The sequence below is a fragment of the Streptomyces sp. NPDC101237 genome (assembly GCF_044767465.1).
In the GTDB taxonomy this organism is placed as follows: domain Bacteria; phylum Actinomycetota; class Actinomycetes; order Streptomycetales; family Streptomycetaceae; genus Streptomyces; species Streptomyces gramineus.
This window is the reverse complement of record NZ_JBIWNY010000023.1, coordinates 38936-53209: the sequence shown is the minus strand read 5'-3', so window position 1 is coordinate 53209 and position 14274 is coordinate 38936. Positions and strand designations below refer to the sequence as shown.

At 69.4% G+C, this 14274-nt stretch carries 13 protein-coding genes; 11 read left to right on the top strand and 2 right to left on the bottom strand.

The annotated features are described in order from the left end of the window. The first annotated feature begins 94 nt into the window (after positions 1 to 94). Complete coding sequence (locus tag ACIRQ9_RS29910; RefSeq protein ID WP_404180184.1) at positions 95 to 1645, top strand: RNA polymerase sigma factor; 1551 nt, start codon at positions 95 to 97, stop codon at positions 1643 to 1645. Positions 1646 to 1766: 121 nt separating this feature from the next. After that, complete coding sequence (locus ACIRQ9_RS29905; RefSeq protein ID WP_404180181.1) at positions 1767 to 2633, top strand: serine protease; 867 nt, start codon at positions 1767 to 1769, stop codon at positions 2631 to 2633. Between the two features lie 102 nt (positions 2634 to 2735). Here the strand turns inward: ACIRQ9_RS29905 and ACIRQ9_RS29900 are convergent, their stop codons facing one another. Beyond that, positions 2736 to 2966, bottom strand: a complete 231-nt coding sequence (locus tag ACIRQ9_RS29900) for a hypothetical protein (protein WP_404180178.1) — start codon at positions 2964 to 2966, stop codon at positions 2736 to 2738. Positions 2967 to 3408: 442 nt separating this feature from the next. Between ACIRQ9_RS29900 and ACIRQ9_RS29895 the strand changes: the two genes are divergently transcribed. The 6 genes from ACIRQ9_RS29895 (at position 3409) to ACIRQ9_RS29870 (ending at position 10632) form a co-directional block, all read left to right on the top strand. Beyond that, entirely contained in the window at positions 3409 to 5532 is a 2124-nt protein-coding gene (locus ACIRQ9_RS29895; protein ID WP_404180175.1) for a type IIA DNA topoisomerase subunit B, read from the top strand. Positions 5533 to 6060: 528 nt separating this feature from the next. Next, complete coding sequence (locus ACIRQ9_RS29890; RefSeq protein ID WP_404180172.1) at positions 6061 to 6594, top strand: DUF1453 domain-containing protein; 534 nt, start codon at positions 6061 to 6063, stop codon at positions 6592 to 6594. Beyond that, positions 6591 to 7742 (top strand): sensor histidine kinase, encoded by a 1152-nt coding sequence (locus tag ACIRQ9_RS29885; protein ID WP_404180169.1) that lies wholly within the window; start codon positions 6591 to 6593, stop codon positions 7740 to 7742. The genes ACIRQ9_RS29890 and ACIRQ9_RS29885 overlap by 4 nt, the downstream gene beginning before the upstream one ends. Continuing rightward, a complete protein-coding gene (locus tag ACIRQ9_RS29880; protein ID WP_404180166.1) occupies positions 7739 to 8416 on the top strand; it encodes a response regulator in 678 nt (225 codons plus the stop codon). The genes ACIRQ9_RS29885 and ACIRQ9_RS29880 overlap by 4 nt, the downstream gene beginning before the upstream one ends. Positions 8417 to 8485: 69 nt before the next feature. Then, a complete protein-coding gene (locus tag ACIRQ9_RS29875; RefSeq protein WP_404180163.1) occupies positions 8486 to 9043 on the top strand; it encodes a DUF485 domain-containing protein in 558 nt (185 codons plus the stop codon). Beyond that, a complete protein-coding gene (locus tag ACIRQ9_RS29870; RefSeq protein ID WP_404180160.1) occupies positions 9040 to 10632 on the top strand; it encodes a cation acetate symporter in 1593 nt (530 codons plus the stop codon). Before ACIRQ9_RS29875 ends, ACIRQ9_RS29870 begins: the two co-directional genes overlap by 4 nt. Positions 10633 to 10636: 4 nt before the next feature. On the opposite strand, the gene ACIRQ9_RS29865 is transcribed toward ACIRQ9_RS29870, so the two are convergent. Beyond that, positions 10637 to 11329: a response regulator gene (locus ACIRQ9_RS29865; RefSeq protein WP_404180158.1), complete on the bottom strand. Its 693-nt coding sequence runs from the start codon at positions 11327 to 11329 to the stop codon at positions 10637 to 10639. A 158-nt stretch (positions 11330 to 11487) separates the two neighbouring features. Here ACIRQ9_RS29865 and ACIRQ9_RS29860 point away from each other — a divergent pair, with 158 nt between their 5' ends. Genes ACIRQ9_RS29860 through ACIRQ9_RS29850 form a run of 3 tightly spaced genes read left to right on the top strand, consistent with a single transcriptional unit; the run spans position 11488 to position 14268 of the window. Beyond that, complete coding sequence (locus tag ACIRQ9_RS29860; RefSeq protein WP_404180157.1) at positions 11488 to 12303, top strand: ABC transporter ATP-binding protein; 816 nt, start codon at positions 11488 to 11490, stop codon at positions 12301 to 12303. Further along, positions 12293 to 13156 carry an ABC transporter permease gene (locus ACIRQ9_RS29855; protein WP_404180155.1) on the top strand — a complete coding sequence of 288 codons (864 nt, stop codon included), beginning with the start codon at positions 12293 to 12295 and terminating at the stop codon, positions 13154 to 13156. The genes ACIRQ9_RS29860 and ACIRQ9_RS29855 overlap by 11 nt, the downstream gene beginning before the upstream one ends. Before the next feature lie 53 nt (positions 13157 to 13209). Continuing rightward, a complete protein-coding gene (locus ACIRQ9_RS29850; RefSeq protein ID WP_404180152.1) occupies positions 13210 to 14268 on the top strand; it encodes an ABC transporter substrate-binding protein in 1059 nt (352 codons plus the stop codon). Positions 14269 to 14274 lie beyond the last annotated feature (6 nt).

The following is a 14274-nucleotide window of genomic DNA, read 5'->3' as shown; positions in this document are numbered from 1 at the left end:
CCCGCGCCGTCGGCCCATCCCCAAGCCGGCGGTCGGCTCCGGTCCGTCCAGGACGGGGCCGGAAGCCGTTTTCCAACGTTCCGAGAGGTTGTTCGTGTCGGCCAGCACATCCCGTACGCTCCCGCCGGAGATCGCCGAGTCCGTCTCTGTCATGGCTCTCATTGAGCGGGGAAAGGCTGAGGGGCAGATCGCCGGCGACGATGTGCGTCGGGCCTTCGAAGCTGACCAGATTCCGGCCACTCAGTGGAAGAACGTACTGCGCAGCCTCAACCAGATCCTTGAGGAAGAGGGTGTGACGCTGATGGTCAGTGCCGCGGAGCCCAAGCGCACCCGAAAGAGCGTCGCAGCGAAGAGTCCGGCCAAGCGCACCGCCACCAAGACCGTCGCGGCGAAGGCGGTGACCACCAGGAAGGCCACTGCCGCTCCCGTCGTGTCCGCCTCGGCAGCCGACGACTCGGCTGAGGAGGAGGCGTCCGTGAAGCGGGCCGCCGCCGCCAAGAAGGCCGCTCCCACCGCCAAGAAGGCCGCCGCGAAGAAGACCGCGACCGCCGCGAAGAAGGCGGTGCCGGCGAAGAAGACCGCCGCCAAGAAGGACGACGCCGAGCTTCTTGAGGAAGAGGTCCTCGAAGAGGCCAAGGCGGGCGGCGAGGAGCCCGAGGGCACCGAGAGCGCGGGCTTCGTCCTGTCCGACGAGGACGAGGACGACGCGCCCGCGCAGCAGGTCGCCGCGGCCGGCGCCACCGCCGACCCCGTCAAGGACTACCTCAAGCAGATCGGCAAGGTCCCGCTGCTCAACGCCGAGCAGGAGGTCGAGCTCGCCAAGCGCATCGAGGCCGGTCTGTTCGCCGAGGACAAGCTGGCCAACGCCGACAAGCTCGCGCCCAAGCTCAAGCGCGAACTGGAGATCATCGCCGAGGACGGGCGCCGTGCCAAGAACCACCTCCTGGAGGCCAACCTCCGTCTGGTGGTCTCCCTCGCCAAGCGTTACACCGGCCGCGGCATGCTGTTCCTGGACCTCATCCAGGAGGGCAACCTCGGTCTGATCCGCGCGGTCGAGAAGTTCGACTACACCAAGGGCTACAAGTTCTCCACGTACGCCACCTGGTGGATCCGTCAGGCGATCACCCGCGCCATGGCCGACCAGGCCCGCACCATCCGTATCCCGGTGCACATGGTCGAGGTCATCAACAAGCTCGCGCGCGTGCAGCGCCAGATGCTCCAGGACCTGGGCCGCGAGCCCACCCCGGAGGAGCTGGCCAAGGAACTCGACATGACCCCCGAGAAGGTCATCGAGGTCCAGAAGTACGGCCGTGAGCCCATCTCCCTGCACACCCCGCTGGGCGAGGACGGCGACAGCGAGTTCGGTGACCTCATCGAGGACTCCGAGGCCGTCGTGCCCGCCGACGCCGTCAGCTTCACGCTCCTGCAGGAGCAGCTGCACTCGGTGCTGGACACCCTGTCCGAGCGCGAGGCCGGTGTCGTCTCCATGCGGTTCGGTCTCACCGACGGCCAGCCGAAGACCCTCGACGAGATCGGCAAGGTCTACGGCGTCACGCGGGAGCGCATCCGCCAGATCGAGTCCAAGACCATGTCGAAGCTGCGTCACCCCTCGCGTTCGCAGGTGCTGCGCGACTACCTCGACTAGGTCGCGGTCGTACGACGTCGAAGGCCCGGTCTCCCCTTGGGGGGCCGGGCCTTCGGGCTGCGGGCCGCGGTGCGCTGGATGACTCTGGGTTTCCTGATACCACTCAGAGTGAGGAACGTGCATGCGCCGTCCCATTGCCCCGGCCTTGATCCGACCGCTGATCCTGGCGGCCGTCGGCGCCGTGATACCGCTGGCCGGCCCACCTCCGGCCGTTGCCGACAGCGTGGTCGTCGGCGGGTTCCCCGTTGACGTCTCGCAGGCTCCCTGGACGATCGCGCTGTCCAGTCGTGACCGGTTCGGAGGTACCCGGGCGGGCCAGTTCTGCGGCGGGGTGGCGATCGGCCGGACCACCGTGCTGACCGCGGCCCACTGCCTCGCCGACGACGTGATCGGAGGGCCCGGCGGCCCGGTGCGAGACCTGAAGGTCATCGCGGGCCGCACGGACCTGCTGTCGACGCAGGGCCAGGAGATCCCGGTGACCGTCGCCCGGGTCAATCCGCGGTACGACGCCGACGCGAACACCGGCGACTTCGCGGTCCTCACCCTCGCGCGCCAGCTGCCGGCCGACGCCGTCGTCAAGATGGCCGCCGAGGGCGACGCCGGCTACCTGCCCGGCACCGCCGCCCTGGTCTCCGGCTGGGGTGACGTCACGGGCGGCGGCGACTACGCGCGCCGGCTGTATGCGGCGGAGGTCCACGTGCTGCCCGACGAGACCTGCGAGCGCGCCTACCCCGGCGGGGTCGACGGCACCTACCGGGCGGATTCGATGGTGTGCGCCGGGGAGGCCCTGGGCGGCCCCGACGCCTGTCAGGGCGACAGCGGGGGACCGCTGGTGGCGAAGGGGCGGCTGATCGGCCTCGTGTCGTGGGGCAGCGGCTGCGGGCGCCCGGGGAGTCCCGGTGTCTACACGCGCGTCTCCGAGGTCGTGAGGGCGCTGGGGTCCGACGGGTCCTTCAGTGCCTCCCGAAGCCCGCAGGAGCCCTCCTGAGGGCCGCTGCGGGCAGATGACGACGGGCGGCCGCTTCCCCTGGGGGAGCGGCCGCCCGTTCACCGGTCTGGGCCGGAGCTGGCTCGTCGTGTGTGCGAGAGGTCAGCGCTCATCTTCGGAGTCGGTGTTCGGAACGGTCGTCAGCCGCTCCGTCTCGTCCTGTATCTCAGCGGCGATCTTCTTGAGTTCCGGCTCGAACTTGCGTCCGTGGTGGGCGCAGAAGAGCAGTTCTCCGCCGCTGAGCAGCACGACGCGCAGGTATGCCTGGGCGCCGCAGCGGTCGCAGCGATCGGCGGCCGTCAGGTGGCTCGCGGGGGTCAGAACAGTAGTCACGTCGCCTCTTCTCTAGCTCGACGAGCTGTCGTACCAGGGTCAACATCCAACCAGCCCGAAAACGTTCCCGCTCGGGGCTTCTCCTCGAAAAATATTCTTCCGAGGTGGCCGTCTGCTGCCGGTTGGCGGCGAATGTGCCGTATTGCGTCGTCTTCGGTGCTTACGGGTTCGCGCGGTTCATCGATCTCATCCTCCCGGCCGGGTTGCCGGTTGTTTGTGAGGACGTGCCCGGAGCCTAAATGGTTCATGCCTCGAAGGGAACGTGATATGTACTTCACTCCATCGAGGGATCGAACACGTATGCGACCCTGGACTACTGTGAGTTCACGACGAGGGTGGCGTTACAACGGCTCTACCAGGCCTCGGTACCCTCTGAACGGCGACCGAAGCCGGCCCCTTACCCAAAAGGGGCTCCACTGAAATTCAGCGAGGAGCGAACCGCGTGACCGCCGATACGTCCGTGCCGTCCACAGCGCTGCTGGCAGGAGCAGACCGGGACGGCTCCAACTACACCGCGCGGCACCTGCTCGTCCTCGAGGGTCTCGAGGCAGTGCGCAAGCGCCCCGGTATGTACATCGGCTCGACCGACAGTCGCGGTCTGATGCACTGTCTGTGGGAGATCATCGACAACGCCGTGGACGAGGCCCTGGGCGGCTACGGCGACCACATCGAGGTCATCCTCCACGACGACGGCTCCGTCGAGGTCCGGGACAACGGCCGAGGCATCCCCGTGGACCTCGAGCCCAAGACGGGTCTGTCCGGCGTCGAGGTCGTGATGACCAAGCTGCACGCCGGCGGCAAGTTCGGCGGCGGCTCCTACGCCGCCTCCGGCGGCCTGCACGGCGTCGGCGCCTCGGTGGTCAACGCGCTCTCCGCGCGGCTCGACGTCGAGGTGGACCGCGGCGGCCAGGTGCACGCCATCAGCTTCCGCCGCGGCGTCCCCGGTGCCTTCGCCGGTGACGGCCCGGACGCGAAGTTCGAGGCCAAGAGCGGGCTGCGCAAGACCAAGAAGATCCCCAAGACCCGCAGCGGCACGCGCGTGCGCTACTGGGCCGACCGCCAGATCTTCCTCAAGGACGCCAAGCTCACCCTGGAGATCCTCCACCAGCGGGCCCGCCAGACCGCGTTCCTGGTGCCCGGCCTGACCATCGTCGTACGGGACGAGTACGGTCTCGGAGCGGACGGCAGCAAGGGCGAGGAATCCTTCCGCTTCGACGGCGGCATCAGCGAATTCTGCGAGTACCTGGCCACCGACAGGCCGGTCTGCGACGTCCTCCGTTTCTCCGGACAGGGCACCTTCAAGGAGACTGTGCCGGTCCTGGACGACCACGGCCAGATGACCCCCACCGAGGTCACCCGCGAACTCGGCGTCGACGTGGCGCTGCGCTGGGGCACCGGCTACGACACGACCCTGAGGTCGTTCGTCAACATCATCGCCACGCCCAAGGGCGGCACCCACATGGCCGGCTTCGAGCAGGCCGTGCGAGAGACCCTCAACGAGGTGCTGCGCGCCAAGAAGCTGCTCCGCGTCGCCGAGGACGACATCGTCAAGGACGACGCCCTGGAGGGCCTGACCGCCGTCGTCACCGTGCGCCTCGCCGAGCCGCAGTTCGAGGGGCAGACCAAGGAGGTCCTCGGCACCTCGGCGGCCCGCCGGATCGTGAACAACGTGGTCACCAAGGAACTGAAGGCGTTCCTGACCTCCACCAAGCGGGACTCCGCCGCGCAGGCCCGCGTGGTCATGGAGAAGGTCGTCGCGGCCGCCCGGACACGCATCGCCGCCCGCCAGCACAAGGACGCGCAGCGCCGGAAGACGGCCCTGGAGTCCTCGTCCCTGCCGGCCAAGCTCGCCGACTGCCGCAGCGATGACGTCGAGCGCAGCGAGCTCTTCATCGTCGAGGGAGACTCCGCGCTCGGTACGGCGAAGCTGGCCCGGAACTCGGAGTTCCAGGCGCTGCTGCCGATCCGGGGCAAGATCCTCAACGTGCAGCGGTCCTCGGTGACCGACATGCTCAAGAACGCCGAATGCGGCGCGATCATCCAGGTCATAGGAGCGGGCTCCGGCCGTACCTTCGACATCGACGCAGCCCGCTACGGCAAAATCATCATGATGACCGACGCCGATGTGGACGGCTCCCACATCCGCTGCCTGCTGCTGACGCTGTTCCAGCGCTACATGCGGCCCATGGTCGAGGCCGGCCGGGTCTTCGCCGCGGTGCCCCCGCTGCACCGCATCGAGATCGTCCAGCCCAAGAAGGGCCAGGACAAGTACGTGTACACGTACTCGGACCGCGAGCTGCGCGAGAAGCTCATGGAGTTCCAGAGCAAGGGCGTCCGGTACAAGGACTCCATCCAGCGCTACAAGGGTCTCGGTGAGATGGACGCCGACCAACTGGCCGAGACGACGATGGACCCGCGTCACCGCACCCTGCGCCGGATCAACCTCTCCGACCTCGAAGCGGCCGAGCAGGTCTTCGACCTGCTGATGGGCAATGACGTGGCGCCGCGGAAGGAGTTCATCTCCGGCTCGGCGGCGACGCTGGACCGGTCGCGGATCGACGCGTAGCAGTCGTACCTGGCCCGTGACAGCGGGCCGGGTGGGACGCCGGCAGTGTGGGGGAGGGGACCAGGGCGGCGCGCGTTCGTGACGAGGGCGCGCCGCGCCGAGCCGCCCGGGGCGACCGTGTCCCGGCCGGTGCCCGGCCGCCCCCCCGAATCACAGCGGCTCCGGCTACCGGGATCCCGGCGACTCGCAGCCGCCTCCCGGCAGCGTCGGCCGCAGCCTCGTACCAGCCGCCGGATCGGCGCAGCCGCACACGGCGCCGACGGCTCCGCACGTCACCTCACAGCCCGGGACGGGCATCAGGCAGCCCGCCACGGGCACCACCACGGCGCCATCGTCCCCGCACGGCTCCGCGCGGCCCGATGCAGCTCTCCGCAGGGCTCTCCACCCGCGGGTGGAGAGATTCCGCTCGCTGGATTCCACCCGTGATCCACCCGCACTCCGATCTGCTGACCTGCGCGTTTCCGTAGCGTCTGTGGTGTCGGCAGCTCCCGCTCCCGGCACCGCCCCTTCCCGCTCACGGAGGCTCTGATGGCCGGGCTCGTCAACGCGTTGCTGATCGTGGCAGTCGTCGTGGTGGTGATCGTGCGCCAGTTCCGCGCCCGCCGGATCGACACCGGCCGGCGCTGGTGGCTGCTGCCGGTGATCCTCGGGGTCGTCGCGCTGCGCGATCCCGGCATACTCGACACCCACCACCGCACCGAGTCCGCCCTGCTGCTCGGCGCGGAACTCCTGGTGGGACTCGGTATGGGCGCCGCGTGGGCCTGGACCACGCGGGTGTGGACGGAGCCCGACGGGGCTGTCTGGACCAAGAGCACCAAGGCCAGTGCGATGGTCTGGTTCCTCGGGATAGCCGTACGCATCGGTCTCGTCGGCCTCGGCGCGCTCGTTGGCGTCCACCAGAACAGCGCGGCCCTCATGCTCGGACTGGCGGTCACCCTTCTCGTCCGCGCCGGAATCCTGGTCTGGCGCGCTCGGCCCCTTCCCTCCACAGCCCCCGCGAGCGGACCCGCCCGGGCGTACCGTGACGGCATGGCCCGGGTCACCAGGAAGGAAGGCGTGTGACGGAGAACGTCTGGACGCGCTGGCCCTCGCGTGAGGCGCTGGGCCGCGCGGGGATCTCCCAGCCCCGGCGCACGCTCGCCTGGGCCGTGCGTCTGGTGGTCCTCGGACTGCTGCTGTGGAGCGCCTTCAACCAGTCGCACGTCCGCGGCTGGGAGATCGTCGCGGCGGTGGCGGCTGTCGGCGTGACCGCGGTGGCCTCCTGGGGTTTCTACCGGACCACCTACAGCCACCGGCTCCTGCCCTCCCTGGTCCTCATCGGTGTTCTCCTGGCCATCGCGGTGGTGGCGGAGGCCAGCGGGTTCCGAGGGCCTGCCCTGGTGATCTGGTGCGGCTGCGGCATCTCGGCCTTGGAGCGGCTGCCGATCGCCGTCGCGGTACCCGTCACGACGGTCGCCCTGGCCTCTTTCTCCGCCGTCAACAACGACGTGTGGCTGACCACCGTGGCCACGGTCGTCGGTTTGGCTCTCGCCGGCTACGTGATGCGGCTCGATGCGGAGGCCCGGGGGCACGCGCAGCGGCTGCTGGCCCAGGAGCGCGCGGCGAGAGCGGCCGAGGCGGAGTCGGCGGCGCTGGCGGAGCGGACCAGGATCGCGCGGGAGATCCATGATGTGCTGGCCCACAGCCTCTCGGCTCAGATGGTGCACCTGGAGGCGGCGCGGCTGCTGATCGAGCGCGGGGCGGACCGGCAGCAGATCCTCGAACGGGTGGTGGCAGCCCGGGGAATGGCGCGGGACGGACTGGCCGAGACCCGTCAGGCACTGTCCGCCCTGCGCGGCGAGATGACCCCGCTGGAGGATTTCCTCACGGAGATCGTCGCGTCGACCGACGGAGCCGAGGTCACCGTCACGGGCGAACGCAGGGGCCTGCCGGCGGAGGCGTCGCAGACGGTGCGGCGCGTCGCGCAGGAGGCGCTGACGAACGTCCGCAAGCACGCCCACGGTGCCAAGGTCCGGGTGCGGCTCGACTATCAGGAGCACGAAGTGACCCTGGACGTCAGGGACACGGGCGGCCGTCCCGGCGATCTCACCGGCGCGGGCAGCGGATACGGTCTGCTCGGTATGCGGGAGCGGGCGGAGTTGCTGGGCGGGTCGCTGGAGGCAGGGCGTGACGACGAGGGGTTCGCGGTGACGTTGAGGGTGCCCGTATGACAGAGGGTGAGACGAAGCCGGCGCGGGTGGTGGTCGCCGACGATCAGACCGTGGTCAGGGAGGGCATCGTGATGCTTCTCGGGCTGCTGTCCGGCGTGGAGGTCGTCGGCGCGGCGGGGGACGGGGAGGAGGCGGTGCGCCTGGTCGCCGAACTCGCTCCGGACGTGGTGCTGATGGATCTGCGGATGCCGCGTTGCGACGGCGTGGAGGCGACCCGGCGGATCCGGTCCGAGTATCCGGGGACGCAGGTCGTGGTGCTCACCACCTTCGCGGACGACGAGTCGCTGTTCCCGGCGCTGAAGGCCGGCGCCCGTGGCTATCTCACCAAGGACGCGGGCGGCGACGAGATCGTGCGGGCGGTGCACAGCGTGCTCTCGGGAGACGCCGGGCTGTCGCCGAGCATCCAACGGCGGCTGCTGGAGAGGCTGTCGCAGCCCGAACCGGCGGCCGTGGCCACGGAGGCGCCCGACGGGCTGACCGGGCGGGAGACCGAGGTCCTGGTGCTGATCGCCGAAGGACTCAGCAACCAGGAGATCGCCCGCAGACTGCACGTCTCCACCGCGACGGTGAAGACACACATCAACAACCTGTTCGCCAAGACGGGCCTCAAGGACCGTGCGCAGGCCGTGCGTTACGCCTACGGGAAGGGACTGGTGCGGCCACCAGGGAATTGAGTCACCTGATGGGGTGAAGAGCCCCGGGAAGAAGTGTCGGGGATCTTCCCGATCTGTCCATCCTTGGGCATGCAGTCAAGCAATGGTCGCCACCGCGACGGCGGGGGCGGTCCCGAGAGTTCAGCCGAGCACGACCACGACCAGGGCGATTTCGGCGCGGCCCCCCGCGAGGTCGCGTACGAAGATCCCTGGTACGACGCGTTGGCCTCCGGCTGGGGCGAGTTGGACGGGACGGGCGTGCCGGCACCTGCGGTGCCGGCCCCGCGGACCGAGCGGGAGGGCGCCGCGGTGCGCGCCCGTGACGTGTACCTGGAGGTGCAGCGCAGTGCGGCCTTCCAGGAGGTGCGCAGCCGCTACCGGAGGTTCGTGGTGCCGGGCACGACCGTGTTCCTCACCTGGTACGTGGGGTACGTGGTGACGGCGACGACCGCGCCGGGACTGATGGCCAAGCCCGTCGCGGGGGCGGTGAACGTGGCGATGGTCGCGGGCCTCGGACAGTTCCTCAGCACCTTCCTGCTCGCCTGGGCCTACTCACGGAACGCGCGGTTGCGCAGGGACCGCGCCGCGCTGGAACTGCGCTGGGACACCCAGGAGCTGACCCGGGGCGCCCGGGGTGGAGTGTCATGACGGGCAATCACCAGACGTTGGCTCTGCTGCTGTTCAGCGCGTTCGTCGCGGTGACACTCGGGATCACCACGTGGGTGAGCCGGCGGCGGCACGGTTCGGCGGAGGAGTTCTACGCAGGCGGCCGGCTCTTCTCCCCGATGGAGAACGGATTCGCGATCGCGGGCGACTACATGTCGGCGGCCTCCTTCCTCGGCGTGACCGGACTCATCGCGCTGTTCGGCTACGACGGCCTGCTGTACGCCGTGGGCTTCCTCGTCGCCTGGCTGGTCGTGCTGTTCCTGGTGGCCGAACTGGTCCGCAACTGCGGACGGTTCACGCTCGCCGACGTGATCGCGGCCCGGATGCGGGAGCGGCCGGTGCGGATCGCGGCGGGAACGTCCTCGATCACCGTGTCCGTGCTCTATCTGGTGGCGCAAATGGTCGGCGCGGGCAGCCTGGTGGCGCTGCTGCTGGGGCGGACCAGCGAGGCGGCGCAGGTGTGGACGGTCATCGGGGTCGGCGCGCTGATGGTGATCTACGTGTCGCTGGGAGGGATGCGCGCGACCACCTGGATCCAGATCGTGAAGGCGGTGCTGCTGCTGGGCGGCACGGTGGTCCTGACCGTGATGGTGCTGCTGCGGTTCCACGGCGACGTCGACGGGCTGCTGCTCACGGCGGCCGAACGCAGCGGACACGGCAGGGCGTTCCTGGCGCCGGGACTCAAGTACGGCGGCGGCTGGAGCGCACGGATCGACTTCATCAGCCTCGGACTGGGCCTGGTGCTCGGCACGGCCGGCCTGCCGCACATCCTGTCGCGCTTCTACACGGTGCCGACGGCCCGCGCGGCCCGGCGTTCCACGGTCTGGTCGATCGGCCTGATCGGCGGGTTCTACCTGATGGCGATCGTGCTCGGGTTCGGGGCCGCCGCCGTGGTCGGACCGGACGCGGTGCGTGCGTCGAACGAGGCGGGCAACACGGCCGTCCCGCTGCTGGCGCTCGATCTGGGCGGCGGTGAGGGCTCCACCGGGGGAACCATCCTGTTCGCGGTCGTCGCCGCGGTCGCTTTCGCGACGATTCTCGCCGTGGTCGGAGGGATCACGCTCGCCTCGTCGGCGTCGGTCGCCCATGACCTGTACGCCTCGCTGCGCAGGCCGCACGGCAAGCAGCGCAGTGAGGTCGGGGTGGCGCGGACGGCCGCGGTCGGCATCGGAGTGGTGGCGATCGCCCTCGGCCTGCTGGCCCGCGACATGAACGTCGCCTTCCTGGTCGGGCTGGCCTTCGCGGTGGCCGCCTCGGCCAACCTGCCCGCGCTGCTGTACTCGCTGTTCTGGCGCGGCTTCACGACCCGCGGCGCGGTGTGGGCCGTATACGGCGGACTGGTGCCGGCCGTCGGACTGGTCGTGCTGTCCCCGGTGGTCTCGGGAAGCCCCGGAGCGCTGTTCCCGGGCGTGGACTTCCAGTACTTCCCGTTGCAGAACCCGGGGATCGTCTCCATCCCGCTCGGCTTCCTCGCCGGCTGGCTCGGCACCGTCACCTCGGACGAGGTGCCGGACGAGGCCAAGCAGGCCGAGACCGAGGTGCGGTCGCTGACCGGGGCGGGCGCCGTGTGACCCGCTACGGCGCCACCCAGGCGTACCGGTGCTCCGGGCGTCCTGTGTCACCGTACTTGAGGGAGAGGCGGAGCCGGCCCACCTGCTCCAGATGACGGAGGTAGCGCTGCGCGGTGGACCGGCTCAGGCCGGTCTCGGCCGCCACCTCGTGAGCGGAGAGCGGGTGTGCGGCGCGGTGCAGGACGCCGCAGATCAGGTCGGTGGTCGGTTCGGAGTGGCCGCTGGGCAGGCCGGGCGTGGACGGGGCCGGTGAGGTGCGCAGTGCGCCGAAGATCCGGTCGACCTGTTCCTGGCCGGTCAGCCCGCGGCCGCCGACCCGGTCGACCGTGCGGCGCAGGGCCGCGTAGGAATCGAGGCGGGTGCGCAGGGCCGCGAAGGTGAACGGCTTGACCAGGTAGTGCAGGGCGCCCAGCCGCATCGCCTTCTGGACGGTGGTCACGTCGCTGGCTGCCGTGATCATGATGACGTCGGTGCCGTGACCCTGTTCCCGCATCAGGTGGATGAGTTCGAGGCCGGTCCGGTCCGGCAGGTAGTGGTCCAGCAGGACCAGGTCGATGGTGCCGCGTTCCACCGCGGCGAGGGCCTGGGCGGCACTGTGCGCGCGGGCGGCCACCCGGAAGCCGGGAACCTTCCCCACGTACTTGGCGTTTATCTCTGCGACGCGGAAGTCGTCGTCGACCACCAGGACGTCAATCATCAGGCCTCTCCTTCAAGGCCGGCGAGCGTTAAGCCCGTGTTTCGTCTGCGCAGTTCTAGCGCGCGCAAAATGAGCACAACAGATGCTTGCGAGCAAAAGAACGGCTTGCGCCCAGAAGACTGATGCCGTGGTCCGGGTCACACCTACCGTCCCGGCCCATGAACGCAGACACCAGCCCCGCCATCGAGCTGCGGGGCGCGAGCAAGATCTTCAAGACCCCGTCGGGGGGTCTGCACACGGCTGTCCGCGACCTCGACCTCACTGTGGGGCGTGGTGAGTTCGTGGCCGTCGTAGGGCCGACGGGTTGCGGCAAGTCCACCACGCTGACCCTGGTCAGCGGGCTGGAGGAGCCCAGTCGGGGCGAGGTGCTGGTGGCCGGTGCGCCGGTGGCCGGCGTCGGCGACAAGGTCGGTTTCGTCTTCCAGCAGGACGCCACCTTCCCGTGGCGGACCGTCCTGTCCAACGTGATGGCCGGGCCCCGTTTCCGTGGTGTGCCCAAGGCGGAGGCGAAGGAGAAGGCCCGCGAGTGGCTGGCCCGGGTCGGACTCGCCGCTTTCGAGGACCGTTATCCCCACCAGCTCTCCGGTGGCCAGCGCAAGCGCGTCGCGCTCGCCGCGACCTTCGTCAACGACCCCGAGATCCTGCTCATGGACGAGCCGTTCTCCGCGCTCGACGTGCAGACCCGGGCCCTGATGTCGGACGAACTCCTCGAACTGTGGGAGGGCACCGGCGCCTCCGTCGTGTTCGTCACCCACGACCTGGAGGAGTCCATCGCGCTGGCCGACAAGGTCGTCGTCATGACCGCCGGGCCCGCGACCGTCAAACAGGTCTTCGACATCGACCTGCCCCGCCCCCGCAAGGTCGAGTCGGTACGTCTGGAGCCGCGGTTCATCGAGATCTACCGCGAGATCTGGGAGTCCCTCGGCGAAGAGGTCCGCATCACCCGCGAAAGGGGTGCCGCCCATGTCGCCTGAGACGCTCAGCACACCGGTCGTCGACACGGTCAAGGCCCCGGACCGCGCCCGGTCGCGGGCCCAGGCCGCCCGCAGACGCAAGGTGGTCGTGTTCGCCGTGCGCGTGCTGCTCCTGGTGGCCGTCCTCGGCCTGTGGGAGGTCCTGTCCCGGGCCGAGGTGATCGACCCGTTCAACTTCTCGATGCCTTCGAAGATCTGGGACCAGATCTGGACCTGGATGACCCACGGCACCGCCCTCGGCTCCCTGGGCGAGCAGATCTGGTACACGCTGTACGAGGCGCTGCTCGGCTGGGTCATCGGGGTCGTCACCGGTGTGGTCTGCGGTATCGCCCTGGGCCGCATCGCGTTCCTCGCCGACGTCCTCGGTCCCTACATCAAGGTGCTCAACTCGATTCCCAGGATCGTGCTCGCCCCGATCTTCGTGATCTGGTTCGGGCTCGGCGCCTCCTCCAAGGTCGCCTCCGCCGTCGTGCTGGTCTTCTTCCCGGTGTTCTTCAACGCCTTCCAGGGCGCCCGCGAGGTCGACCGCAACCTGGTCGCCAACGCCCGGATCCTCGGCGCCAGTGACCGCAGGGTGACCCTTCAGGTCGTGATCCCGTCCGCCACCTCGTGGATCTTCACCAGCCTCCATGTCAGCTTCGGTTTCGCCCTGATCGGCGCCATCGTCGGCGAGTACATCGGCGCCACCAAGGGCATCGGCCTGCTCGTCGCGCAGTCGCAGGGCACCTTCAACGCCGCCGGTGTCTACGCGGCGATGGTCATCCTCGCCGTCGTCGCGCTCGCCGCCGAGGGGCTGCTCACCTTCGCCGAGCGCCGCATCTTCCGCTGGAAGCCGTCGGACTCCGACAGCTGACCCGCCCCGCCCGAACCCTCCCGCACCGCCTTCTCACAAGGACGTGAACCGTCATGCGCAAGTCCGCCAGATACTCCACCCTGGCCGCCGCCGGCCTGCTCGCCCTCTCCTCCCTCACCGCCTGCGCCAACGACGCGGCGAGCACCACCTCCAGCGGCTCCGGCGGCAAGGGTGACGGCAAGGGCACGAAGGTCAAGATCATGGTCGGTGGCCTGGACAAGGTCATCTACATGCCGGCCATGCTCACCCAGCGGCTCGGCTACTTCGACGCCGAGGGCCTCGACGTGGAGCTGCTGACCGAACCGGCCGGTGTCCAGGCCGAGACCGCGCTGGTCGCCGGGCAGGTCCAGGGGACGGTCGGCTTCTACGACCACACGCTCGACCTGCAGACCAAGGGCAAGGCGGTGGAGTCCGTGGTGCAGTTCTCGCACGCCCCCGGTGAGGTGGAGGTCGTCTCCGCCAAGGCGGCCGGCGACATCACCTCGCCCAAGGACTTCAAGGGCAGGAAACTCGGCATCACCAGCCTCGGCTCGTCGACCGACTTCCTCACCAAGTACCTCGCCGTCAAGAACGGCGTGAAGGTCAGCGAGTTCTCGCCGGTCGCCGTCGGCGCGGGCGCCACTTTCATCTCGGCGCTCCAGCAGGGTTCCATCGACGGCGGCATGACCACCGATCCGACCGTCGCGACCATCCTGGACAAGAAGGCGGGCAAGGTCCTGGTCGACATGCGGACGCCGGAAGGGTCCCAGAAGGCGCTCGGCGGGCCGTACCCGTCGTCAAGCCTGTACATGCAGACGGACTGGGTCAACGGTCACAAGGACACGGTCCAGAAGTTGGTCAATGCATTCGTCAAGACGCTCAAGTGGATGTCCACGCACAGCGCTGCCGACATCGCGGCCAAGATGCCCGCGGACTACGCCCAGGGCGACAAGGCCCTCTACACGGAGTCGATCAAGAGCACGCTGCCCATGTTCACCGACGACGGCGTGATGCCCGAGAACGGTCCGGAGACGGTGGAGAAGGTGCTCAAGGCGTTCAACACCAACATCCAGAACGCCGACGTCGACCTGAGTAAGACCTACACCACGGAGTTCGTCGAGGCCGCCAAGTAGACCGCC